Source organism: Kineococcus arenarius subsp. arenarius (assembly GCF_050871845.1).
Lineage (GTDB): Bacteria > Actinomycetota > Actinomycetes > Actinomycetales > Kineococcaceae > Kineococcus.
The window spans coordinates 22,540-45,719 of sequence record NZ_JBJLSE010000022.1 but is presented as its reverse complement, the minus strand read 5'-3'; the positions used below and the strand labels follow the sequence as shown (position 1 = coordinate 45,719).

At 74.1% G+C, this 23,180-nt stretch carries 18 protein-coding genes and 1 tRNA gene; 4 read left to right on the top strand and 15 right to left on the bottom strand.

Going from position 1 to position 23,180, the window contains the following annotated elements; all coding sequences use genetic code 11:
* Positions 1 to 34 precede the first annotated feature (34 nt).
* Entirely contained in the window at positions 35 to 1,549 is a 1,515-nt protein-coding gene (gene rpsA / locus ACRYM0_RS08050) for a 30S ribosomal protein S1 (RefSeq protein ID WP_432503839.1), read from the bottom strand.
* 208 nt (positions 1,550 to 1,757) lie between these two features.
* Between rpsA and ACRYM0_RS08045 the strand changes: the two genes are divergently transcribed.
* On the top strand, positions 1,758 to 2,624 hold the full coding sequence (locus tag ACRYM0_RS08045; protein WP_432503836.1) for a class I SAM-dependent methyltransferase: 867 nt from the start codon (positions 1,758 to 1,760) through the stop codon (positions 2,622 to 2,624).
* Positions 2,625 to 2,933: 309 nt separating this feature from the next.
* Here the strand turns inward: ACRYM0_RS08045 and polA are convergent, their stop codons facing one another.
* From polA to ACRYM0_RS08030, 3 genes are all read right to left on the bottom strand, one after another.
* Entirely contained in the window at positions 2,934 to 5,720 is a 2,787-nt protein-coding gene (polA, locus tag ACRYM0_RS08040; RefSeq protein ID WP_432503834.1) for a DNA polymerase I, read from the bottom strand.
* Between the two features lie 76 nt (positions 5,721 to 5,796).
* The gene (locus tag ACRYM0_RS08035; protein ID WP_432503832.1) at positions 5,797 to 6,420 is read right to left on the bottom strand and encodes a GNAT family N-acetyltransferase; all 624 of its coding nucleotides are present in this window, start codon (positions 6,418 to 6,420) and stop codon (positions 5,797 to 5,799) included.
* Positions 6,421 to 6,663: 243 nt separating this feature from the next.
* Positions 6,664 to 7,281, bottom strand: a complete 618-nt coding sequence (locus ACRYM0_RS08030; RefSeq protein ID WP_432498757.1) for an ANTAR domain-containing response regulator — start codon at positions 7,279 to 7,281, stop codon at positions 6,664 to 6,666.
* A gap of 111 nt (positions 7,282 to 7,392) precedes the next feature.
* Here ACRYM0_RS08030 and ACRYM0_RS08025 point away from each other — a divergent pair.
* Positions 7,393 to 7,466 (top strand) — tRNA-Leu (locus tag ACRYM0_RS08025).
* Between the two features lie 68 nt (positions 7,467 to 7,534).
* Here ACRYM0_RS08025 and pyk read toward each other — a convergent pair.
* Positions 7,535 to 8,974 carry a pyruvate kinase gene (pyk, locus tag ACRYM0_RS08020; protein WP_432503830.1) on the bottom strand — a complete coding sequence of 480 codons (1,440 nt, stop codon included), beginning with the start codon at positions 8,972 to 8,974 and terminating at the stop codon, positions 7,535 to 7,537.
* 154 nt (positions 8,975 to 9,128) lie between these two features.
* On the opposite strand from pyk, the gene ACRYM0_RS08015 reads away from it, so the two are divergent.
* Together ACRYM0_RS08015 and ACRYM0_RS08010 are read left to right on the top strand one after the other, a co-directional pair.
* Positions 9,129 to 9,536: a hypothetical protein gene (locus ACRYM0_RS08015; protein WP_432503828.1), complete on the top strand. Its 408-nt coding sequence runs from the start codon at positions 9,129 to 9,131 to the stop codon at positions 9,534 to 9,536.
* On the top strand, positions 9,533 to 10,447 hold the full coding sequence (locus tag ACRYM0_RS08010; RefSeq protein ID WP_432503826.1) for an FRG domain-containing protein: 915 nt from the start codon (positions 9,533 to 9,535) through the stop codon (positions 10,445 to 10,447). The genes ACRYM0_RS08015 and ACRYM0_RS08010 overlap by 4 nt, the downstream gene beginning before the upstream one ends.
* Before the next feature lie 24 nt (positions 10,448 to 10,471).
* Here ACRYM0_RS08010 and ACRYM0_RS08005 read toward each other — a convergent pair whose 3' ends face one another.
* From ACRYM0_RS08005 to hisI, 10 genes are all read right to left on the bottom strand, one after another.
* A complete protein-coding gene (locus tag ACRYM0_RS08005; RefSeq protein ID WP_432503824.1) occupies positions 10,472 to 11,932 on the bottom strand; it encodes a glutamate synthase subunit beta in 1,461 nt (486 codons plus the stop codon).
* Positions 11,925 to 16,556, bottom strand: a complete 4,632-nt coding sequence (gene gltB, locus ACRYM0_RS08000; protein WP_432503822.1) for a glutamate synthase large subunit — start codon at positions 16,554 to 16,556, stop codon at positions 11,925 to 11,927. The genes ACRYM0_RS08005 and gltB overlap by 8 nt, the downstream gene beginning before the upstream one ends.
* A gap of 229 nt (positions 16,557 to 16,785) precedes the next feature.
* Positions 16,786 to 17,799, bottom strand: a complete 1,014-nt coding sequence (gene lgt, locus ACRYM0_RS07995) for a prolipoprotein diacylglyceryl transferase (protein WP_432503819.1) — start codon at positions 17,797 to 17,799, stop codon at positions 16,786 to 16,788.
* Positions 17,796 to 18,656 (bottom strand): DsbA family protein, encoded by an 861-nt coding sequence (locus tag ACRYM0_RS07990; RefSeq protein WP_432503817.1) that lies wholly within the window; start codon positions 18,654 to 18,656, stop codon positions 17,796 to 17,798. The genes lgt and ACRYM0_RS07990 overlap by 4 nt, the downstream gene beginning before the upstream one ends.
* 122 nt (positions 18,657 to 18,778) lie before the next feature.
* The gene (gene trpA, locus ACRYM0_RS07985) at positions 18,779 to 19,642 is read right to left on the bottom strand and encodes a tryptophan synthase subunit alpha (RefSeq protein WP_432503815.1); all 864 of its coding nucleotides are present in this window, start codon (positions 19,640 to 19,642) and stop codon (positions 18,779 to 18,781) included.
* Positions 19,639 to 20,898 carry a tryptophan synthase subunit beta gene (gene trpB / locus ACRYM0_RS07980; protein WP_432503847.1) on the bottom strand — a complete coding sequence of 420 codons (1,260 nt, stop codon included), beginning with the start codon at positions 20,896 to 20,898 and terminating at the stop codon, positions 19,639 to 19,641. Before trpB ends, trpA begins: the two co-directional genes overlap by 4 nt.
* Positions 20,899 to 20,957: 59 nt before the next feature.
* On the bottom strand, positions 20,958 to 21,782 hold the full coding sequence (gene trpC, locus ACRYM0_RS07975; protein ID WP_432503814.1) for an indole-3-glycerol phosphate synthase TrpC: 825 nt from the start codon (positions 21,780 to 21,782) through the stop codon (positions 20,958 to 20,960).
* A gap of 43 nt (positions 21,783 to 21,825) precedes the next feature.
* Complete coding sequence (locus ACRYM0_RS07970; protein ID WP_432503812.1) at positions 21,826 to 22,104, bottom strand: HGxxPAAW family protein; 279 nt, start codon at positions 22,102 to 22,104, stop codon at positions 21,826 to 21,828.
* A 59-nt stretch (positions 22,105 to 22,163) separates the two neighbouring features.
* Complete coding sequence (locus ACRYM0_RS07965; protein WP_432503811.1) at positions 22,164 to 22,757, bottom strand: Trp biosynthesis-associated membrane protein; 594 nt, start codon at positions 22,755 to 22,757, stop codon at positions 22,164 to 22,166.
* Complete coding sequence (gene hisI, locus ACRYM0_RS07960; protein ID WP_432503845.1) at positions 22,754 to 23,104, bottom strand: phosphoribosyl-AMP cyclohydrolase; 351 nt, start codon at positions 23,102 to 23,104, stop codon at positions 22,754 to 22,756. The genes ACRYM0_RS07965 and hisI overlap by 4 nt, the downstream gene beginning before the upstream one ends.
* Positions 23,105 to 23,180 lie beyond the last annotated feature (76 nt).

The following is a 23,180-nucleotide window of genomic DNA, read 5'->3' as shown; positions in this document are numbered from 1 at the left end:
GGGACCGTGCGGGGCACGGTCCCGGCCGGGTGGGTCACTGCCCGCCGGTGAGCTTCTCGCGCAGGGCGGCCAGGGCCTCGTCGGACGCGAGGGTGCCCGCGGCCTCGGGAGCCTCCGAGGTGTAGGAGGACGGGGCCGAGCCGGAGCTCGACGACGAGGACGCCGCGGAGGAGGACGCCGCAGCCGGCACGCCCTCGGCCTCGGCGCGGGCCTCGGCCTCGGCCTGCTCGGCGACCACGCGGCGGTGCGCCTCCCAGCGCTCGTGGGCGAGCGCGTACTGCGTCTCCCACTCCTCGCGCTGGGCCTCGTAGCCCTCGAGCCAGTCGTTGGTCTCGGGGTCGAAGCCCTCGGGGTACTTGTAGTTGCCCTGCTCGTCGTAGTCGGCGGCCATGCCGTACAGCGACGGGTCGAACTCGTCGCCGGCGGCGGCGAGGGACTCGGTGGCCTGCTTCAGCGAGAGGGAGATCCGGCGACGCTCGAGGTCGATGTCGATGACCTTGACGAAGATGTCGCTGTTGACCTGGACGACCTGCTCGGGCACCTCGACGTGGCGCTCGGCCAGCTCGGAGATGTGCACCAGGCCCTCGATGCCGTCGTCGACGCGCACGAACGCGCCGAACGGGACGAGCTTGGTGACCTTGCCCGGCACGACCTGGCCGATGGCGTGGGTGCGGGCGAACTGCTGCCACGGGTCTTCCTGGGTGGCCTTCAGCGACAGGGACACGCGCTCGCGGTCCATGTCGACGTCGAGCACCTCGACGGTGACCTCCTGGCCGACCTCGACGACCTCGGAGGGGTGGTCGATGTGCTTCCAGGACAGCTCGGAGACGTGCACCAGGCCGTCCACGCCGCCCAGGTCGACGAACGCGCCGAAGTTGACGATCGAGGAGACCACGCCGGAGCGGACCTGACCCTTCTGCAGGGTCGTGAGGAAGTTCTGGCGGACCGCCGACTGGGTCTGCTCGAGCCAGGCGCGGCGGGACAGGACCACGTTGTTGCGGTTCTTGTCCAGCTCGATGATCTTGGCTTCGATCTTCTGCCCCACGTAGGGCTGCAGGTCGCGCACGCGGCGCATCTCCACCAGCGACGCCGGCAGGAAGCCGCGCAGGCCGATGTCCAGGATGAGACCACCCTTGACGACCTCGATGACGGTGCCCTCGACGACCTCGTCGGCTTCCTTCTTCGCCTCGATCGTGCCCCAGGCGCGCTCGTACTGCGCGCGCTTCTTGGACAGGATCAGGCGGCCTTCCTTGTCCTCCTTCTGGAGGACGAGAGCTTCCACCTCGTCGCCGACGCCGACGACCTCGTTGGGGTCGACGTCGTGCTTGATGGAGAGCTCGCGCGAGGGGATGACGCCCTCGGTCTTGTAACCGATGTCGAGGAGGACCTCGTCACGGTCGACCTTCACGATGGTGCCGGAGACGATGTCACCGTCGTTGAAGTACTTGATGGTGGCATCGACCGCTGCGAGGAAGTCCTCAGCCGATCCGATGTCGTTGATCGCGATCTGAGGGGTGGCGCTCGCCGGAGCGGTCGTCGTGGTCGTCATGGAGGTAGGGGCTCCGTCAGGGACAGTCGAAGGGTCACGCCCGGGGGTTCCCGGCCGCCACGGGCGCGGACCTCGGAACATGTCGTGGAACCGGGGGCGGACGCTCGCCGTTCAAGCCTACCGGCGCTGCTGCCCCCAGGCAAAGCACCCCCGCTCCCCCGCGCGCCCGCGAGCGCCGCGGGGTCGGGGCCGCTGGGAGGATGCGGCGGTGGGCGAGGACGAGGTGGACGAGGACGTGGTGGGCGGCGGGTTCGCGGTGCGGCGCCGGGCGGTGGGGGCCCGGGAGGTGGTGGCGGCCCAGCGCGGCTGGTGGGACCGCGAGGCGGTGGGTTACCGGGCCGAGCACGGTGCGTTCCTGGGGGACGCGCGGGTGGGTTCGGACCTGGTGTGGGGGCCGGAGGGGTTGCGCGAGGAGGACGCGGGGCTGCTGGGGGACGTGCGGGGTCTGCGCGTGCTGGAGGTGGGGGCCGGGGCGGCGCAGTGCTCGCGGTGGTTGGCGGGGCGCGGGGCGCGGGTGGTGGCCAGCGACCTGTCGGGCGGGATGCTGGCGCAGGGGGTCGCCGCGGACGCGGAGGCGGGGGTGGTGACGCCGCTGGTGCAGTGCGACGCGCGGGTGCTGCCGTTCGCGTCGGGGGTGTTCGACGTGGTGTTCACCTCGTACGGGGCGTTGCCGTTCGTGGCGGACGTGGAGCGGGTGCTGGTGGAGGTGGTGCGGGTGCTGCGGCCGGGTGGGCGGTTGGTGGCGAGCGTGCCGCACCCGGTGCGGTGGGCGTTGCCGGACGTGCCGGGGCCGGAGGGGTTGCGGGTGCACCACTCGTACTTCGACCGCCGTCCGTACGTGGAGACGGACAGCGGTGGTGGGGGTGCTGAGGTGGTGACGTACGCCGAGCACCACCGGACGGTGGGTGACTGGGTGCGTCTGGTGCGGGGTGCGGGGCTGGTGCTGGAGGACCTGGTGGAGCCGGAGTGGGCGGCTGGGGACGCGGTGTGGGGCGGGTGGAGCCGGCTGCGGGGGGAGCTGGTGCCGGGCACGCTGGTGCTGTGCTGCACGGTGCCGGGGCGGGCGGCGGGCTGAGGGACCGCCCGGGCACGGGGTGCGCGGGTGGCCCGGGGCGCCGCTCCCCCGCGGGTCCCCGCGGAGGTGGCGGGTTCAGCGCGGGGCAGGTACACGCGCACGACCTGGTGGTCGGCGGTCGCGGCCTCGGCGGGCGGGAGCCCGGAGCGGCCGTCGACCAGCGCCCGGACGCCGTTGGCGTTGAAGCCCTGGCCGTAGGGGAGGTCGCCGGTCAGGTCCTGGGTCCGCGCGCCGTCGGCGCCGGGCAGGGGGCCGGCGGGCCCGGGCACCCCTGCCGGGGGTGTCGGGTCCGCCGGTGCCGGGGCGTGGTCAGTGGCCGGCTTCGTGCCAGGAGCGTCCGGCGCCGACGGAGACGTCGAGGGGGACGGCGAGGTCGGCTGCTCCGGCCATGGTGGTGCGCACGAGGTGTTCGAGCTGGTCGCGTTCGCCGGGGGCGACTTCGAGGACGAGTTCGTCGTGGACCTGCAGGAGCAGGCGCGAGCGCAGTCCGGCGTCGCGCAGGGCGGTGTCGAGGTCGAGCATGGCGACCTTGATGATGTCGGCGGCCGAGCCCTGGATGGGGGCGTTGAGGGCTGCGCGCTCGGCCATCTCGCGGCGCTGGCGGTTGTCGCTGGTGAGGTCGGGCAGGTAGCGGCGCCGGCCCATGATGGTCTCGGTGTAGCCGACGCGGCGGGCTTCGTCGACGACGCCGTGCAGGTAGTCGCGCACGCCGCCGAAGCGTTCGAAGTAGTCGTCCATGAGGCTGCGGGCCTCTTCGGTGGTGATCTTCAGCTGGTTGGACAGGCCGAAGGCGGACAGCCCGTAGGCCAGGCCGTAGGACATGGCTTTGATCTTGGCGCGCATGTCGGGGGTGACGTCGGCGGGTTCGACGCGGAAGACGCGGCTGCCGACGAAGCGGTGCAGGTCCTCGCCGGAGGTGAAGGCGGCGATGAGGCCGGTGTCGCCGGACAGGTGCGCCATGATGCGCATCTCGATCTGGGAGTAGTCGGCGGTGAGCAGGCTGTCGTAGGTGGTGCCGTCGTGGTCGCGTCCGACGACGAAGGCGGCGCGGATGCGGCGGCCCTCGTCGGTGCGGATGGGGATGTTCTGCAGGTTGGGGTCGGTTGAGCTGAGGCGGCCGGTGGCGGCGATCATCTGCTGGAAGGTGGTGTGGACGCGGCCGTCGTCGGCGACGGACTTGCGCAGGCCCTCGACGGTCTGGCGCAGGCGGGAGGCGTCGCGGTGTTCGAGCAGGTGCTGCAGGAACGGGTGGCCGGTCTTGACGAAGAGGGAGGCCAGGGCGTCGGCGTCGGTGGTGTAGCCGGTCTTGGTGCGCTTGGTCTTGGGCATGGCGAGCTGCTCGAAGAGGACGGTCTGCAGCTGCTTGGGTGAGCCGAGGTTGATCTCGGTGCCGATGACCTCGTGCGCCTGGCGCTGGGCCTGGGCGACGCGGTCGGCGAAGTGGTTCTCGAGGTCGGCGAGCAGGTCGTCGTCGACGGCGATGCCGGTGCGTTCGGCGCGGGCGAGGACGTCGACGAGGGGGAGCTCGACCTGGTGCAGCAGGCGGGTGCCGCCGCGGGTCTCCAGCTCGGCGGCCAGGACGTCGGCGAGCTCGGTGACGGCCAGGGCGCGGACCATGCCCTCCTCGGCGCGGGCCTGCAGGTCGGCGCCGACGGGGCCGTCGCCGGCGTCGAGGGTGAGCTGCTCGTCGTCGCCGGCGGCGGGTGCGGTGCCGGCGGGGGTGCTGGGGGTCTCGGCGCGCAGTTCGCGCTTGAGGTGGCGCACGGCGAGGTCGGCGAGGTCGTAGCTGCGCTGGTCGGGGCGGCACAGGTAGGCGGCCAGGGCGGTGTCCATGACGACGCCGGCCAGGGGCCAGCCGCGGGCGGCCAGCGCGTGGCTGGGGCCCTTGACGTCGTGGGCGAGCTTGGGGGCCGCGGGGTCGGCCAGCCAGGCGGCGAGGGCGCGTTCGTCCTCGGGGGTGAGGGTGGTGGGGTCCAGCCAGGCGGCGACGCCGTCGGCGCCGGCGAGCGCCAGGCCGGTGACGTCGCCGGTGCCGCGGTGCCACTGGCCGCTGACGTGCAGGCCGGTGGGGCCGGTGGCGTGCTCGGTGAGCCAGGTGGCGACCTCGTCGTCGAGGAGGACGGCGCCGTCGACGCCGAAGCCGGCTTCGGCCTCGGGTTCGGCGGCTTCGAGGGTGGCGAAGAGGCGGTCGCGCAGGACGCGGAACTCCAGGCCGTCGAAGACGGTGTGGACCTGTTCGCGGTCCCAGGGGCGGCGCACGAGGTCCTCGACGTGGACGGTGAGGTCGAGGTCGCGCACGAGGGCGTTCAGGCGCCGGTTGCGGATGACGCCGTCGAGGTGGGCGCGCAGGCTCTCGCCGGCCTTGCCCTTGATGAGGTCGGCGTGGGCGATGACGCCGTCGAGGCCGTCGTAGGTGCCGATCCACTTGGCGGCGGTCTTGGGGCCGACGCCGGGCACGCCGGGCAGGTTGTCGGAGGTCTCGCCGACGAGGGCGGCGAGGTCGGGGTAGCGCTCGGGGGGTACGCCGTAGCGTTCGGTGACGACGTCGGGGGTCATGCGCAGCAGGTCGGAGACGCCCTTGCGCGGGTACAGGACGGTGACGCCGTCGCGGACGAGTTGCAGGGCGTCGCGGTCGCCGGTGGAGATGAGGACCTCGTAGTCGGCGGCGACGGCGTTCTCGGTGAGGGTGGCGATGACGTCGTCGGCCTCGTACCCCTCCTTCTCGACGACGGGCACGCGCAGGGCGGCGAGGACTTCCTTGACGAGTTCGACCTGGCCGCGGAACTCGTCGGGGCTCTTGAGGCGGGTGGCCTTGTAGTCGGCGTAGGCCTCGGTGCGGAAGGTGGAGCGCGAGACGTCGAAGGTGACGGCGAGGTGGGTGGGCTCCTCGTCGCGCAGGACGTTGATGAGCATGGAGGTGAACCCGTACACCGCGTTGGTGGGCTGGCCGGTGCTGGTGGCGAAGTTGTCCACGGGCAGGGCGTAGAAGGCGCGGTAGGCCAGGGAGTGGCCGTCGACCAGCAGCAGGCGGGGGCGGGTCTGCTGGGGGGTGCGGCTGGTGGCGCGGCGGGACGTCGACGCGGCAGGTGGGGTCACGCCGGTCAGGGTAGTCAGGGGGTGCGACGCGCGGGGTGCGGGAGCGCTGGGGCCGGGCCGGCGGGGTGCTGGGGGGTCAGCTGACGGGGGTGGCGTCGGGCAGGGGTCCGGTGCTGTCGCGGGGGGTGGGCAGCGCGGTGCTGCGGGCCAGGCGGGCGCGCAGGGAGCGGCGGCGGGCCACGACGCCGGAGCTGTGCGCGTCGCGGGCGGTGGAGCCGTCCAGGGCCAGGCGGCGGCGCAGCACGGTCAGGGGGGCGGCGCGGCGCACGACGACGGGGGCGAAGCCGAGCCGGGCCAGGTAGCGGGTGTAGTCGCGGTCGCCGGGCAGTGCGGTGCAGGCCAGCTGCTCGGCGCCCTCGGCTTCGGCGAGCTGCAGTGCGCGGCGCAGCAGCGCGCGGCCGACGCCGCGGCGGCGGTGCTCGGGCACCACGTGCAGGTGCTCGATGCTGGGGCCGGCGCAGCCGCCCAGGGGCAGCAGGGGTGAGGAGGTCAGCAGGGCGTAGCCGACGGGTTCACCGGCCACGGTGGCCAGCAGGACGCGCACGGAGCCGTCGGTCAGGGCGTGCCGGAGGCGGGTGCGCACGCTGTCGACGGAGGCGCGCAGCTGACCGGCGTCGAAGCGTGCGGAGGCGTAGAGGTCCATCAGGGTTTCCACGTCGGTGGCCGCGGCTTCGCGCACCACCACGGCAGGTCTCGGCACGGCGTCCTCCTCGAAAGGACCGGGCCCCCGCTTCCGGTCGCCGCGCTCGCGGCTGAGGGGACCTTAGGGCCTTCGCGGGGCTGAGCGGAAGATCCGGGTGGGCCCCGGGGGGTGGTGGTGGGTGCTTTCACCCGGGTGGTGCACCGGTGGGGACGGCCCGGTCACCGGCGGTGGTGCCCGGGCCGTCCTCAGGGGTGGAGCGGGGGTGCTGCGGGGGTGTTGCGGGGGTGGAGCGGGGGGTGGTCAGGAGCGGTCGTCGCCGGCGTTGATGACCGTGGTGGCGACCTCGCGCATCGTCAGGCGCTTGTCCATGGAGGTCTTCTGGATCCAGCGGAACGCCTCGGGTTCGCTCATGCCGAACTGGGTCTGCAGCTTGGACTTGGCGCGGTCGACGAGCTTGCGGGTCTCGAAGCGGTCGGCGAGGTCGGCGACCTCGTCCTCCAGGGCCATGATCTGCTGGTGCCGGCTGACGGCGATCTCCACGGCGGGCAGCAGGTCGGCGGAGGTGAAGGGCTTGACGACGTACGCCATGGCGCCGGCGTCGCGGGCGCGTTCGACGAGCTCGGCCTGGGAGAAGGCGGTCAGCAGCACGACGGGCGCGATGCGGGCCTTGACGATGCGCTCGGCCGCGGAGATGCCGTCCAGGACGGGCATCTTGATGTCCATCACGACCAGGTCGGGCTTGTGCTCCTCGGCCAGGGCGACCGCCTGCTCGCCGTCGCCGGCCTCGCCGACGACGTCGTAGCCGGCCTCCCGGAGCATCTCCACGATGTCGAGGCGGATGATCGCCTCGTCCTCCGCGACGACCACCCGGCGAGCGGTGGAGGACGGGGTCGCGGCGGTGTCGGAAGTGTTGGTCACGCCCTCATCCTAGTGGGCCGGTGTCGGCGCGTCGGAGCCCCGTCACCCCGCCGGGCGCGGTGCGTGGACCGGTAGGGTGGCCGGACCGGCACCCGCGGGTGCCGGCGGTGCGCCCCGGTAGCCCAACCGGCAGAGGCAATCGACTCAAACTCGATCCAGTGTGGGTTCGAATCCCACCCGGGGCACCGCGCGCGCGAACGGGCCCGCACTCCCCCTCGAGGGGGCGTGCGGGCCCGTTCGCGTGCGGGTCGGCTCAGGCGTAGGCCGAGGAGACCCCCGCGGTGGCGTCGCCGATGCGGTGCACGCGCACGGCGTTGGTGGAGCCCACGATGCCCGGGGGGGCACCGGCGACGATGACGATGAGGTCGCCCTCGGCGCAGCGGCCCATCTCCCGCAGGCGCTGGTCCAGGGCCTTGACCATCTCGTCGGTGGTGCTGATGAACGGGGCGTGGTGCGGCTCGATGCCCCAGCTGAGCGCGAGGCGGCGGCGGGTGGCGTGCTCGGGGGTGAACGCCAGCAGCGGGATCGGCGAGCGCAGCCGGGACAGCCGGCGCGCGGAGTCGCCGGACTGGGTGAAGGTGACCAGCAGGGTGGCGTCGAGCTGCTTGCCGATCTCCGAGGCGGCCAGGGTGACCGCACCGCCCTTGGTGTGCGGGGTGCTGCCCAGGGGGGCGATGCGCTCGGCGCCGTGGGTCTCGGTGTTCTCGATGATGCGGGCCATGGTGCGCACGGCCTCGTAGGGGAAGGTGCCCACGCTGGTCTCCCCCGACAGCATCAGCGCGTCGGCGCCGTCCAGGACGGCGTTGGCGCAGTCGGAGGCCTCCGCGCGGGTGGGGCGCGGGGCGGTGATCATCGACTCGAGCATCTGGGTGGCGACGATGACGGGCTTGGCCTGGCGGCGGGCCAGCTCGATGGCGCGCTTCTGGACGAGGGGGACCTCTTCCAGGGGCAGTTCGACGCCGAGGTCGCCGCGGGCGACCATGATGCCGTCGAAGGCGGCGACGACCTCGCGCAGGTTCTGCACCGCCTGCGGCTTCTCGACCTTGGCGATGACCGGGACGGTCACGCCCTCCTCGTCCATGATCTTGTGGACGTCGTCGGCGTCGGCCGCGGAGCGCACGAAGGACAGGGCGACCATGTCCACGCCCAGGCGCAGCGCGAAGCGCAGGTCCTCCACGTCCTTCTCGGACAGGGCGGGCACGCTGACCGCGACGCCGGGCAGGTTGATGCCCTTGTTGTTGCTGACCGGCCCGGGCACGCTCACCCGGGTGACCACGCGGGGGCCGTCGACGGCGGTGACGTCCAGGCCGACCTTGCCGTCGTCGATGAGGATGCGGTCGCCGACCGACACGTCGCCGGTCAGGCCCTTGTAGGTGGTGGAGCACACGTCCTTGGTGCCCACGACGTCCTCGGTGGTGATGGTGAAGACGTCACCGACGGCGAGGTCGTGCGGGCCGTCGGCGAACCGCCCGAGGCGGATCTTGGGGCCTTGCAGGTCGGCGAGGATGCCGACGGAGCGTCCGGTGGCCTCCGCGGCGGCCCGCACCCCCTCGAAGTTGGCCCGGTGGTCCTCGTGGGAACCGTGGCTGAGGTTCATCCGGGCGACGTCCATCCCGGCGTCCACCAGGGCACGCAACCGCTCGGGGCCGGCGACGGCGGGCCCGAGGGTGCAGACGATCTTCGCTCTGCGCATGGCACGACCCTATGCCGCCCCGGGGTCGGCGCGCTGCGCGGGGCGCGTCCGGGCCCGTGCGCTCGCCGCCTGCTCACCGGGCGGTCACCGGCCCGTCACCGCCGGCCCCGCCCCCCGGGGTGCGCCGGCGCGCGGCTGGTCCATGCTTGCTGCCATGACGACGGGAACGGGGACGGGCAGCGACGACGTGGTGCTGGGGACCGCGGTGGACCGGGAGATCGACGAGCTGATCGAGGAGGGCGTGGCCGACCTCGAGCACGAGTACGCCGTCTACGTGCGGCTGCACGCGGACGCCGACTGGCCCGGCGGCGCGCTGCAGGAGCTGGTGGCGGCGCTGCGCACCGCGCACCCGCGCATCGAGTCGGTGCACGCGCCGGAGCACGACGTGGTCATCAGCGTCGACGGGGACGGTCTGGACGCCGAGAGCGCCGCGCAGCGGGCGCTGGTGAAGGTGGAGCAGGCGGCGGCCGAGCGGGGCCTGGCCGGGCACGCCGCGGACGTCACCGTGATCAGCGACTCCGCGGTGTGGGTGTACGACCGGGAGACCGTCGCCGGCTGGTGAGCCCCTCCCCCGCCGCCGGCCCGCCGGCGGGGCTGGACGGGTCCGGGCTGGACGGGTCCGGGCGGGGCTGGGCGGACGGATCGGTGGTGGAGGGTTCGGTGCAGGACGGGGAGCACCCCGCGGTCGAGACGGTCGTGCCGCGCACGTGGACGCAGCTGCAGGACGTGCTGTTCTCCGAGCCGTGGCCGCAGCGGGCGGGGCGCTACCACTCCAACGTGGTGCACCGGGGCCTGGCGTGCGCCGGGTACGGCCTGCTGACGTCGGTGCAGCGGCTGGGCCGGGTGGAGCGCGAGACGGACCTGCTGCGCAACTTCCGCAAGTACTCGCGGGTGCCGTTCGGTCAGCAGGAGAGCGACTGGGAGTGGCTGACGCTGGCGCAGCACCACGGCCTGCCCACCCGGGTGCTGGACTGGACGTACTCGCCGCTGGTGGCGCTGCACTTCGCCACCGCGGACGTGGCGCGCCACGACGAGGACGGGGCGGTGTGGAGCGCGGACTTCGTCGCCGCGCACGAGCGGTTGCCCGAGCGGGTGCGCGGGGCGCTGCGGGAGTCGGGGGGCACGGCGTTCACCGTGGACCTGCTGGGGCAGGTGGCTCCCACCCTGGCGCGCTTCGACGCCCTGGACGCAGAGCCCTTCATGGTGTTCTTCGAGCCGCCGTCGCTGGACGAGCGGATCGTCAACCAGTACGCGAGCTTCTCGGTGCTGTCCTGCCCGCGCCAGCGGACCGACGAGTGGCTGGCGCGGACGCAGCCGCCGCTGGTGCGCAAGGTGGTCGTGCCCGCGGCGCTGAAGCCGGTGGTGCGTGAGCGCCTGGACCAGGCCAACGTGACCGAGCGGGTGCTCTTCCCCGGGCTGGACGGGCTGAGCCGGTGGCTGACGCGCTACTACTCCAGCCCGCCGCGCTGGTGAGCGCGGCGGGCCGGAGCAGGGCGCTCAGGCGGTCAGCGGGGCGGCGTCGGCGCGGATGGGCGCGGGCAGGGCGGTGTCGCCCATGAGGTGCTCGTCGACCGCGGCCGCGCAGGCGCGGCCCTCGGCGATGGCCCACACGATCAGGGACTGCCCGCGCCCGGCGTCGCCGGCCACGAACACCCCCGGGGTGGAGGTGGCGTACCCGGGGGTGCGGGTGAAACGGGTGCGCTCGTCCGCCACCAGGCCCAGCTGCTCGACCAGGCCGCCGTGCTCGGGGCCGGTGAAACCGATGGCCAGCAGCACCAGCTGGGCGGGCAGGTCCTGCTCGGTGCCCTCCACCGGCGTCCAGACGCCGTCGACCTTGACCACCTCGACGATGCGCAGGGCCTTGACGCGGCCGTGCTCGTCGCCGATGAGGGCGCGGGTGCTGGCGGAGAACTTCCGCTGCCCGCCCTCCTCGTGGGAGGAGGAGAGGCTGAACACCTTGGGCATGGTGGGCCACGGCTCGTTCTCGGAGCGCTCCCCCGGTGCCTTGGGGTAGATGTCCAGCTGGGTGACCGAGCGGGCGCCCTGGCGCAGCGCGGTGCCGTAGCAGTCCGAGCCGGTGTCGCCGCCGCCGATGATGACGACGTCCAGGCCTGCGGCGTCGATGTAGTCGTCCGGGCGCGGCTCGCCCACCGCGGTGCGGTTGGTGGGGGGCAGGTACTGCATGGCCTGGTGGATGCCGGACAGCTCGCGGCCGGGCAGGTCCACGTCGCGCCACTGCGTGGCGCCGGTGGCGACCACGACGGCGTCGTAGCGCTCGCGCAGCTGCTCGCCGGTGATGTCGGTGCCGATGTCCACCCCGGTGCGGAAGCGGGTGCCCTCGGCCTCCATCTGCGCCAGGCGCCGGTCCAGGACGGAACGCTCCATCTTGAACTCGGGGATGCCGTAGCGCATCAGCCCGCCGATCTTGTCGTCGCGCTCGTAGACGGCGACGGTGTGACCGGCGCGGGTCAGCTGCTGGGCGGCGGCCAGGCCCGCGGGCCCGGAGCCGACCACGGCGACGGTCTTGCCGGTCAGCCGCTCCGGCGGGCGCGGCTCGATCCAGCCGTTGTCGGCGGCCGTCTCGGCGATCATGACTTCGACCTGCTTGATGGTGACCGGCGGCTGGTTGATGCCCAGCACGCAGGCGGACTCGCACGGCGCCGGGCACAGCTTGCCGGTGAACTCCGGGAAGTTGTTCGTGGCGTGCAGGCGCTCGATGGCCTCGTGCATGTCGCCGCGGCTGACGAGGTCGTTCCACTCGGGGATGAGGTTCCCCAGCGGGCAGGCGTTGTGGCAGAAGGGGATGCCGCAGTCCATGCAGCGCCCGGCCTGGCGCTGCAACTGGTCCTGGCTCTGCTTCTCGTAGACCTCGCGCCAGTCCATCAGGCGCAGCGGCACGGGGCGGCGCGGGGGCAGTTCGCGGTCGCGGACCTTCAGGAAACCGCGGGGATCAACCATGGGAAGCCTCCATGATGCGGGTCAGCACGGCTTCGGAGTCCGGCTCCAGCCCGTCGCTGACGGCTCGGGCGCGCACCTGCAGGACGCGGCGGTAGTCGCGCGGGACGATCGTGGAGAAGCGCCGGCGGGCGGTGCCCCAGTCGGCCAGCAGCTTGGCGGCCAGCGGGGACTCGGTGTGCTCGCGGTGGGCGACGAGCAGGTCGTGCACGCGGGCGGCGGCCTCGTCGTCCAGGGGTTCGACGTCGACCATGTCGCGGTTGACGCGGGACTCCTTCAGGTCCAGCACGTGCGCCAGGCCACCGGACATGCCGGCGGCGACGTTGCGCCCGGTGCGGCCCAGGATCACGACCTCGCCACCGGTCATGTACTCCAGCGCGTGGTCGCCGACACCCTCGACCACGGCGGTGGCGCCGGAGTTGCGCACGCAGAAGCGTTCGCCGACCTCCCCGCGCAGGAAGATCGACCCGGAGGTCGCGCCGTAGCCGATGACGTTGCCGGCGACGATGTCGCGCTCGCGCGAGCCGCTGGCGCGGTCCGGGCGCACCACGACGGTGCCGCCGGACAGGCCCTTGCCGACGTAGTCGTTGGTGTCGCCGAACAGGCGCAGGGTGATGCCGCGCGGCAGGAACGCGCCCAGCGACTGCCCCGCCGAACCGGTCAGGGTGATGTCGATGGTGCCCTCGGGCAGGCCCTCCTCGCCCCGGGCCTTGGTGACCTCGTGGCCCAGCAGCGTGCCGATCGTGCGGTTGACGTTGCGCACCGGCACCTCGATCTTCACCGGGGTGCCGTCGCGCAGGGCGGCGCTGGCGCGCTCGATGAGGACGTGGTCCAGCGCCTTCTCCAGGGCGTGGTCCTGCGTCTGGGTCTGGTGCAGGGCCGTGCCGGCCGGGGCCGCGGGGGCGTGCAGGATCGGGGCCAGGTCCAGCCCGGCCGCCTTCCAGTGCGACACCGCCCGGCGGGTGTCGAGGACCTCGACGTGGCCGACGGCCTCCTGCAGGGAGCGGAAGCCCAGCTGGGCGAGGTACTCGCGCACCTCCTGGGCCAGGTACTCGAAGAACGTCACCAGGTACTCGGCCTTGCCGGTGAACCGGGCGCGCAGCTCGGGGTTCTGGGTGGCCACCCCGACCGGGCAGGTGTCCAGCTGGCACACGCGCATCATGATGCAGCCGGAGACGACCAGCGGGGCGGTGGCGAAGCCGAACTCCTCGGCGCCCAGCAGGGCGGCCACGACGACGTCGCGGCCGGTCTTCAGCTGCCCGTCGACCTGCACGGAGATGCGGTCGCGCAGGCCGTTGACGACGAGGGTCTGCTGGGTCTCGGCCAGGCCGAGCTCCCAGGGGCCGCCGGCGTGCTTGAGGCTGGTCAGCGGGGCCGCACCGGTGCCGCCGTCGTGCCCGGAGATCAGCACGACGTCGGCCTTGGCCTTGGACACGCCGGTGGCGACCGTGCCGACGCCGACCTCGGAGACGAGCTTGACGTGCACGCGCGCCGCGGGGTTGGAGTTCTTCAGGTCGTGGATGAGCTGGGCGAGGTCCTCGATGGAGTAGATGTCGTGGTGCGGCGGCGGGGAGATGAGCCCGACGCCGGGGGTGGAGTGCCGGGTCTTGGCGATGTTCGGGTAGACCTTGTGCCCGGGCAGCTGCCCGCCCTCGCCGGGCTTGGCGCCCTGGGCGACCTTGATCTGCAGGTCGGTCGCCGAGGAGAGGTAGTTGCTGGTCACGCCGAAGCGGCCGGAGGCGATCTGCTTGACCTTCGAGGTCTTCTCGGGGTCGTACAGCCGCTCGACGTCCTCACCGCCCTCGCCGGAGTTGGAGCGGGCGCCGAGGCGGTTCATGGCGATCGCGAGGACCTCGTGGGCCTCCTGGCTGATGGAGCCGTAGCTCATCGCGCCGGTGGAGAAGCGCTTGACGATCTCGCTGACCGGCTCGACCTCGTCGACGGGGACGGGCTCGCGCACGCCCTTCTTGAGCTGCAGCAGCCCGCGCAGGGTCATCAGGCGCGCGGCCTGCTCGTCCACGCGGCGGGTGTAGCTGCGGAACAGCTCCTCGTTGCGCTGGCGGGTGGAGTGCTGCAGCTGGAAGACGGTCTCGGGGTCGAACAGGTGCGGTTCGCCCTCGCGGCGCCACTGGTACTCCCCACCGGTCTCCAGGCGGCGGTGGGCGCGCTCCTGGCCCTCGACGGGGTAGGCCAGGCGGTGGCGGCGGGCGACCTCCTCGGCGAGCACGTCGAGACCGACCCCGCCCAGGCGCGAGGTGGTGGCGGTGAAGTACTCGTCGACGAGGGTCTGCGACAGGCCCAGGGCCTCGAAGACCTGCGCGCCGCGGTAGGAGGCGACGGTGGAGATGCCCATCTTGGACATGACCTTCAGCACGCCCTTGCCGAGGGCCTTGATGAGGTTCTTCACCGCGGTGGCCGGGTCCACGCCGGGGATGACGCCGTTGCGGGCCAGGTCCTCGACGGTCTCCATGGCCAGGTAGGGGTTGATGGCGGCGGCGCCGTAGCCCACCAGCAGGGCCACGTGGTGGACCTCGCGCACGTCGCCGGCCTCGACGACCAGGCCGACCTGGGTGCGCAGCTTCTGGCGCACCAGGTGGTGGTGCACCGCGGACGTCAGCAGCAGCGAGGGGATCGGGGCCAGCTCGGCGGTGGAGTCGCGGTCGGACAGCACCACGAAGACGGCGCCGTCGGCGATGGCGCGCGAGACCTCCGCGCGGATCTCCTCGATGCGCCGGGCCAGTTCCGCACCGCCGCCGGCCACGCGGTACAGGCCCTTGACGGTGTGGGTGGTGCGGCCCGGGTTGCGGCGGTCGCGGTCGATGTGGACGATCTTGGCGAGCTCGTCGTTGTCGATGACCGGGAAGGGCAGGACCAGCTGGTGGCAGTGCGCCGGGGAGGCCGCCAGGAAGTTCTGCTGGGGCCCGGCGATGGTGATCAGCGAGGTGACGAGCTCCTCGCGGATGGCGTCCAGCGGCGGGTTGGTGACCTGCGCGAACAGCTGGGTGAAGTAGTCGAACAGCAGCCGGGGGCGCTCGGAGAGCACCGCCAGGGGGGTGTCCGAGCCCATGGACCCGATGGGCTCGGCGCCGGCGCGGGCCATCGGGGCGAGGATGAGGCGCAGCTCCTCCTCGGTGTAGCCGAAGGTCTGCTGGCGGCGGGCCACCGAGGCGTGGGTGTGCACGACGTGCTCGCGCGGGGGCAGGTCGCCCAGGTGCACGACGTTCTTCAGCCACTCGGCGTAGGGCTGGGCGGCGGCGAGCTCGGCCTTGATCTCGTCGTCCTCGACGATGCGCCCGCGGGCGGTGTCGACGAGGAACATCTTGCCCGGGGCGACGCGACCGCGGTTGACGACCGAGGCGGGGTCGAGGTCCAGGACGCCGACCTCGCTGGCGAGCACGACCAGGCCGTCGTCGGTGACCCAGTAGCGCGAGGGGCGCAGGCCGTTGCGGTCGAGCACGCAGCCGATGAGGGTGCCGTCGGTGAAGGTGAGGTTGGCCGGGCCGTCCCACGGCTCGGAGAACATCGAGTGGAACTCGTAGAAGGCCCGGCGGGCCGGGTCCATCTCGGTGTTGTTCTCCCACGCCTCGGGGATCATCATCAGCACCGCGTGCGGCAGGGAGCGCCCGGCCAGGTGCAGCAGCTCCAGGACCTCGTCGAAGGAGGCGGAGTCGGAGCCCTCGGTGGCGCAGACCGGCCCCAGGCGCTGCACGTCGCCGGGGATGAGCGGGGTGCTCATCGTGGACTCGCGCGCGGCGGTCCAGTTGCGGTTGCCCTTGACGGTGTTGATCTCGCCGTTGTGGGCGATGGTGCGGAAGGGGTGCGCCAGCGGCCAGGAGGGGAAGGTGTTCGTGGAGAAGCGGGAGTGGACCAGGCCCAGCTCGCTGGTGAAGCGGCGGTCGGACAGGTCCGGGAAGAACGGCTCCAGCTGCCCGGTGGTCAGCATGCCCTTGTAGACCATGGTGCGCGCCGACAGGGAGGGGAAGTACACGCCCAGCTCGCGCTCGGCGCGCTTGCGCAGCGGGTAGGCGCGCCGGTCCAGGTCGATGCCGCTCTCCCCCGCCTCGCCGGCCAGGAACAGCTGCGCGAAGTGGGGCATGCAGGCGCGGGCCTGGGCGCCGACCAGGTCGGCGGTCACGGGCACCTCGCGCCAGCCGAGCACGCGCAGACCCTCCTCGTCGGCCAGCTGCTCGATGCGCGCGACGGCCTCGGCGCGCTCGCTGGCGTCCAGGGGCAGGAAGGCGTTGCCGGCGGCGTAGGCGCCCTTGGCCGGCAGCTCGACGCCCTGCTCGGCCATCACGGCGCGCAGGAACTCGTCGGGGACCTGGGTGAGGATGCCGGCGCCGTCACCGGTGTTGGTCTCCGCACCCACCGCGCCGCGGTGGTCCAGGTTGCGCAGCGCCGTCAGGGCGTGCTCGACGATGTCGTGGCCGGGCTCGCCGCGCATGGTGGCCACGAAGGCCACGCCGCAGGCGTCCTTCTCGTTGTCGCGCTCGTACAGGCCGGCGTCCGGCGGCAACGCGGAGAAGGGCAGCGGCCGCACGGACTGAGTGGCCTGAGTGGCCTGCGTGGACTGCGCGGTGGTGTGCCCGGTGGTCTGCGCGGTGGTCTGCGCGAGGGGTTGCGTCATGCGGTGCACCGTCCTCGGAGAGAGGTCCGGGAGGACCTCGATGGACAGGGGGTCTCTCGACGGGTCTCTTCGAGCGTGGCCCCGAGCGGCCGGTGGTGGTCCGCGCGGGGTCAGGGGTGGTGCGCCTGGTGGGTGCACACCCCTGAACGGGGGACGGCGCTGGCCCGCGTTCACCTCACTGTAACGCCCACGAACCCGTGCTCATTCGCACGGGAACGTCACCGGATCATCACGATGACGGGTGGTCGTGCTCCCGTGAGGACGGCCGCGGAGACTCGGTAACGATCGGTTCACCGGCCTGCGGCTCAGCGTCACCAGCGGCAGGAGTGGGCGCTGGCGACTGCGGCGAGGGTACCCGCTCCAGCGGCTCGTCCCGACCACCCGCGTCGTGCTGCTCGCCGCGGTGGCGGCGGCGCGAGAGGACCAGCGCGACGACCGCGACGAGGAAGACGACCGCGGCGACCCACTGGTTCACGCGCAGGTCGCCGATCTCGTTGGCGGGGTCGATGCGCAGCGCCTCGGTGACCGAGCGCCCCGCGGTGTACAGGGCCACGTACAGGGCGAAGGCCTGCCCGTGCCGCAGCCGCCAGCGGCGGTCGGCCAGCACGATGAGCGCGGCCGAGAGCAGGCACCACAGCGACTCGTACAGGAACGTGGGGTGGAAGGTGCCCAGCACCACCGGCTGGCCGTCGGCGCCGGTGATCGCCCGGCCGGCGACCTCGTCCCAGTCGTGGATCGTCAGCGCCCACGGGACGTCGGTGGCGCGCCCGTACAGCTCGTTGTTGAACCAGTTGCCCCAGCGGCCCAGGGCCTGGGCCACCAGCAGGCCGGGGGCGCAGGCGTCGGCGAAGGGCGCCAGGCGGTACCCGGCGCGCCGGCAGGCGATCCAGGCGCCCAGCGCGCCGGCGGCCACCGCGCCCCAGATGCCCAGGCCGCCCTCCCACACGTACAGCGCCCGCACCGGCTCGCCGCCGGCACCGAAGTACGCCTCCGGGGAGGTGATGACGTGGTAGATGCGGGCGCCGACCACGCCCAGCGGCACCGCCCACACCGCCACGTCCAGGGGGAAGTCGGCGCGACCGCCCCGGGCGCGCCAGCGGCGGCTGGTGATCCACAGGCCCGCGACGATCCCGGCGAGGATGCACAGGGCGTAGGCGCGCAGCGGCACCGGGCCCAGGTGCCACACGCTCTGGGTGGGGCTGGGCAGGGCCGCCGGCACGGCGGCGGCCAGCGCCGCGCTCACGGGGCGGCCGTGCCGGTGGTGGCGGCCGCGACCTGCTCGCGCAGGTAGTCCTCCACGCCGGAGCCCAGCAGCTGCTCCGGGTCCAGGGCGCGGGTCTCACCGTCGGCGGGGGTGATCTGCACGGTGGGGGTGCCCTCGACCCCGGCCTCGGCCATGGACCCCTGCACGCGCTGCACGTACCCGAGGTAGGTGTCGTCCTCGACGGCCCGCTGCCAGGCGTCCAGGTCGCCCACGCCGGCGGCCTCGGCGGCGGCGCGCAGCTCCTCGTCGGTGTAGCCGTCGCCCTCGCTGCCGGGGTTGTCGCCGAAGCCGGGCTGGCGGGCGAAGACCTCCTCGCCGTACTGCGCGAAGCGGCCCTGGGCGTCGGCGGCGGCGGCGCCCTCGGCGGCGCGGGTGGAGGCGTCGTTGCCGAGGTTGTCGTCCAGGAAGCTGAGGGTGTGCACCACCACGCGCGCCTGCCCCGAGGCGGCCAGCTCCTGCAGGGTCCCCCCGGCAGCGGCCTCGAACTGCGCGCAGTACGGGCACTGGTAGTCCAGCCAGACGTCCAGGGTGGGAGCGCCCGCGGCGGCCTCGCCGGCCAGCAGGTAGCCGCCGTCCGGGCCGGTCGCCGAGGGCGGGGTCAGGCCCTCGGTGGTGGCCGTGGTGGAGTCCTCGCGCTCGCGGGCGACGAGGACCGCCACGACGGCCGCGAGCGCCAGGACGAGCAGGACGGCGACGCTGATCAGCAGGACGCGGCGGCTGCGCTCGCGGGCCAGTTCGCGCTGGCGCAGCGCGGCGGCCTTGGCGCGGCGGGCCTCGGCGGCGTCCTGGGCCTGCCCGGCGCGGGCGGGGTGGCCCCCGGGTCGCTTCTTGCTCAACGTTCGTCCCCTCGCGGGTGCCCGTGCGGTGCGGCGGGCTCCCGGGTCGTGGCCGAACCGCGCGGGGCCGGCTCGTTCGTGGTGGTCGGGTCGGTCGTGGTGCTCGGTGGTTCCCGGCGGCTTCAGGCCCCGCGCACGCCGTTGGCGAGCTGCTCGGCGAGCTCGCCGACGGCGCGGGCGCCGGCGGCGGCCGAGCCGGCGTCCAGCAGGCGGGCGACGAAGGCCGAGCCGACGATGACGCCGTCGGCGTAGCGGGCGACCTCGGCGGCCTGCTGGGGGGTGGACACGCCCAGGCCCACGCAGACGCGCTGGGCGCCGGCGGCGCGGGTGCGCTGCACGAGGTGGGCGGCGCCGGCGCCCACGCTGGTGCGGGCGCCGGTCACGCCCATGGTGGAGGCGGCGTAGACGAACCCGCGGCAGGCCGCGGCCGTGGAGGTCAGGCGGGCGTCGGTGGAGCTGGGCGCCACGAGGAACACGCGTTCGAGGTCGTGCTCGTCGCTGGCGGCCAGCCACGGGCCCGCCTCGTCGGGGATGAGGTCGGGGGTGATGAGCCCGGCGGCGCCGGCCGAGGCGAGGTCGGCGGCGAAGCGGTCCACGCCGTAGCGGTCCACCGGGGGCCAGTACGTCATCACCAGCACCGCGGCGCCGGTCGCGGCGACCTCCTCGACGGCGCGCAGGACGTGCGCGGGGCGGGTGCGGGCGCGCAGGGCGACGTCCACGGCGCGCTGGATGGTGGGCCCGTCCATCGTGGGGTCGGAGTAGGGCAGGCCCAGCTCCACGACGTCCGCTCCCCCGGCCACCGCGGCCTTGGCCGCGGCGATGCTGGCGTCCACGTCGGGGAAGCCGACCGGCAGGTAGGCGACCAGGGCCGCGCGGCCCTGGGCCCTGGCGCGGTCGACGGCCGCCGCCGCGGTGCCCGGGCGCGCCGCGGCTCCGCTCTCGCCGTTCGTGCTGCTCGTGTCCGTGCCCACGCTCGTGGTGCTCACCAGCCCGACCCCTCGGTGTCCTGCGGCGCGTCGGCGACGCGCTCGGCCTCCGACGCCACCAGGTCGGCGTCGCTGACGAGCCCGAACCAGCGGGCGGCGGTGTCCACGTCCTTGTCCCCGCGGCCGGACAGGTTCACCAGCAGCACGGCGTCCGGGCCCAGCTCGCGGCCCACGCGCAGCGCGCCGGCCAGGGCGTGGGCGCTCTCGATGGCCGGGATGATGCCCTCGGTGCGGCACAGCAGCTTGAAGGCGTCCATGGCCTCGGCGTCGGTGACGGGGCGGTACTGCGCGCGCCCGGAGGCGCCCAGCCAGGAGTGCTCCGGCCCCACGCCGGGGTAGTCCAGGCCGGCGGAGATGGAGTGCGACTCGACCGTCTGGCCGTCCTCGTCCTGCAGGACGAACTGGCGCGCGCCCTGGAAGACGCCCGGGGAGCCGCCGGTGATGGAGGCGGCGTGGCGGTCGGTGTCGATGCCGTCGCCGCCGGCTTCGAAGCCGTACAGGCGCACGCCGGGGTCGTCGAGGAAGGCGTGGAAGATGCCGATGGCGTTGGAGCCGCCGCCCACGCAGGCGCAGACCGCGTCCGGCAGGCGGCCGGTCAGCTCGGTGACCTGGGCGCGGGCCTCCAGGCCGATGACGCGCTGGTAGTCGCGCACCAGCACGGGGAAGGGGTGCGGGCCGGCGACGGTGCCGAAGACGTAGTGGGTCTCGTCCACGGAGGCGACCCAGTCGCGGAAGGCCTCGTTGACGGCGTCCTTGAGGGTGCGGCTGCCGGCGGTGACGGGCACGACGGTGGCGCCGAGCAGGCGCATGCGGGCGACGTTGAGGGCCTGGCGGCGGGTGTCCTCCTCGCCCATGTAGATGGTGCACTCCAGGCCCATCAGGGCGGCGGCGGTGGCGGTGGCCACGCCGTGCTGGCCGGCGCCGGTCTCGGCGATGACGCGCCTCTTGCCCATCCGCCGGGTCAGCAGGGCCTGGCCGAGCACGTTGTTGATCTTGTGCGAGCCGGTGTGGTTGAGGTCCTCGCGCTTGAGCAGCACGGTGGCGCCGCCGGCGTGCTGGGCGAAGCGCGGCACGGGCGTGAGGATGCTGGGCCGGCCGGAGTAGGTGCGGTGCAGCTCGGCGAGCTCGGCCAGGAACGACTCGTCGGCCATGGCGGCGGTGTGGGCCGCTTCGATCTCGTCGAGGGCGGCGACGAGGGCTTCGGGCACGAAGCGCCCGCCGAAGGCGCCGAAGTAGGGGCCGCGCTCGGCGGACAGGGTGGCGCCGGGCGTGCTGGTGGGCCCGCTGGTGGACTCGTTGGTGGACGTGGGGGTGCTCACGGGCGCACCGCCTGCACGGCCGGGTGGGCGCCGGCGGCGACGAGGTCGGCCACGGCGCGGCGCGGGTCGTCGCCGCGCACCAGGGTCTCGCCGACCAGGACGGCGTCGGCGCCGGCGCGGGCGAACTCGACGACGTCGTGGGGGCCCTGCACGCCGGACTCGGCGATCTTGACGACTCCGGCGGGGATGAGGGGCGCCAGTTCGGCGAAGGTGGAGTTGTTCACCTGCAGGGTCTTCAGGTCGCGGTTGTTGACGCCGATGACGCGGGCCTCGGCGGCCACGGCCCGCTCGACCTCCTCGGCGGTGTGCACCTCCACCAGGGCGGTCATGCCCAGGGAGTGGGTGCGCTCGACGAGGGAGACCAGGGCCTCCTGCTCCAGGGCGGCGACGATGAGCAGGACCACGTCGGCGCCCCAGGCGCGCGCCTCCCAGAGCTGGTAGGAGCCCACGACGAAGTCCTTGCGCAGCACCGGGACGTCGACGGCGCAGCGCACCGCGCGCAGGTCGTCCAGGCTGCCGCCGAAGCGGCGCTGCTCGGTGAGCACGCTGATGACGGTGGCGCCGCCGAGCTCGTACTGGCGGGCCAGCTCGGCCGGGTCGGGGATCTGCGCCAGGGGGCCCTTGGAGGGGCTGGCGCGCTTGACCTCGGCGATGACCTTCACCCCGCGCTGGTCGCTGTCGCGCGGGCGCAGCAGCGCGGCGGCGTCCTTGGCGGGCACCTGCCGGTGCGCGCGCTCCTTCAGCTCGGCCAGCGTGGTGCGCTCCTGCCGCTGGGCGAGGTCTTCGCGCACTCCGGCGAGGATGTCGTCGAGGACGGTCACGTTGTGCAGGGTAGTCCCCGCGCCGGTGGGCCCGGTGCGCGGATCAGTGGCGGGGGCGGCTGGCGCCGGCGGGGCGCCCGGCGGCGTTCTTCACGCCGTGGCCGGCCTTGGACAGGACGTAGCCCACGACGGGCGCGGCCACCACGAGCACGCCGCCGACGATGCCCCACACCAGCGTGGTGAACACCACGGCCAGGCACAGGATGAAGAAGCCGGCGAAGGCGGTGCACACGCCGGCCCAGGCCGCGACGCTGTGGCCGTGGCCGTGCTCCTCGACGACGTCGGCGTCGGCGTGCGTGGTCCCGGGCTGCTGGCTGGTCACGGTCGTGCTCCTCGGACGTGGTGGCGCTGGGGTTCCCACGGTACCCGTCCCGGCGGCGTTCACCGGGTCGGGTCGTCACCGCGCGAGAGGGAGTCCCAGGCGGCCGCCGGGTCCGCCGGGACGGGTGCCGCGCCCGCGCGGGCGCTGCCCGCCGCGGGGACCGCAGCGGCGTCGCGCTCGTGGCGGCTGGGCGCGCTCCAGGCCCGCCCGCGCACCAGCGCGGCCGCGCCGGCGACGGCGCACAGCGCCCCGCCGGCGGCGCACACCAGCGGCCAGGGGCGGGTGCGCACCTGCTGCAGCTGCGGGTCGCTGCGGCCGCTGACGGCCCGCGCCGCCGCGCTGAGGGCCGGTTGCGGGGAGGTCAGCACGGCGCCGGCCGACACGGCCACGCCCGCCCCGGCCAGCAGCAGGACCACCGCGGCCAGGGTCCGGGCGGTGCGCCGCCCCAGCGAGCAGGCCACGACGGCCGCCAGCGCCACCAGCGCCAGCGCCGTGGCCAGCGGGGCGGCCGTGCGGCCGGCGGCGGCCACCTCGCGCAGCCCGGCGGCGGTCTCGGCCCGCCCCAGGACCCAGGTCGGCGCCCCGGCGGCCAGGGCCACGACCGCTCCGGCGGCCGCGGTCAGCAGCACCGGCGCGCGCCCGCGGGCGCTCACGCGCCGGCGCTCGCGCGCACGGGCAGCTCGGCCGCGTCGAAGCAGGTGCGCTCACCGGTGTGGCAGGCGGCACCGACCTGGTCGACCTCGACCAGCAGCGCGTCGCCGTCGCAGTCCAGCGAGACGCGCTTGACCAGCTGCACGTGCCCGGAGGTGTCGCCCTTGCGCCACAGCGCGCCGCGGCTGCGCGACCAGTAGGTGGCCCGGCCGGTGCTCAGGGTCAGCGCCAGGGCGGTGTCGTCCATCCAGGCGACCATGAGCACTTCTCGGGTGTCGTGCTGCTGCACCACCGCGCACACCAGGCCCGCCGGGTCGCGCTTGAGGCGGGCGGCCAGGGCCGGGTCCAGCGCCGCGGGCGCCGAGGTGCCGGGCGCACCGGCGGGCTGGTCGGCGGGCTGGTCGGCGGGCTCACCGGCGGGTCGG

Excerpts from the sequence above, each read along its gene's own strand:
- rpsA (WP_432503839.1), bottom strand. The coding sequence starts at position 1,549 with ATGACGACCACGACGACCGCTCCGGCGAGCGCCACCCCTCAGATCGCG.
- pyk (WP_432503830.1), bottom strand. The coding sequence starts at position 8,974 with ATGCGCAGAGCGAAGATCGTCTGCACCCTCGGGCCCGCCGTCGCCGGC.
- ACRYM0_RS08015 (WP_432503828.1), top strand. The coding sequence starts at position 9,129 with ATGACGACGGGAACGGGGACGGGCAGCGACGACGTGGTGCTGGGGACC.
- ACRYM0_RS08005 (WP_432503824.1), bottom strand. The coding sequence starts at position 11,932 with ATGGTTGATCCCCGCGGTTTCCTGAAGGTCCGCGACCGCGAACTGCCC.
- gltB (WP_432503822.1), bottom strand. The coding sequence starts at position 16,556 with ATGACGCAACCCCTCGCGCAGACCACCGCGCAGACCACCGGGCACACC.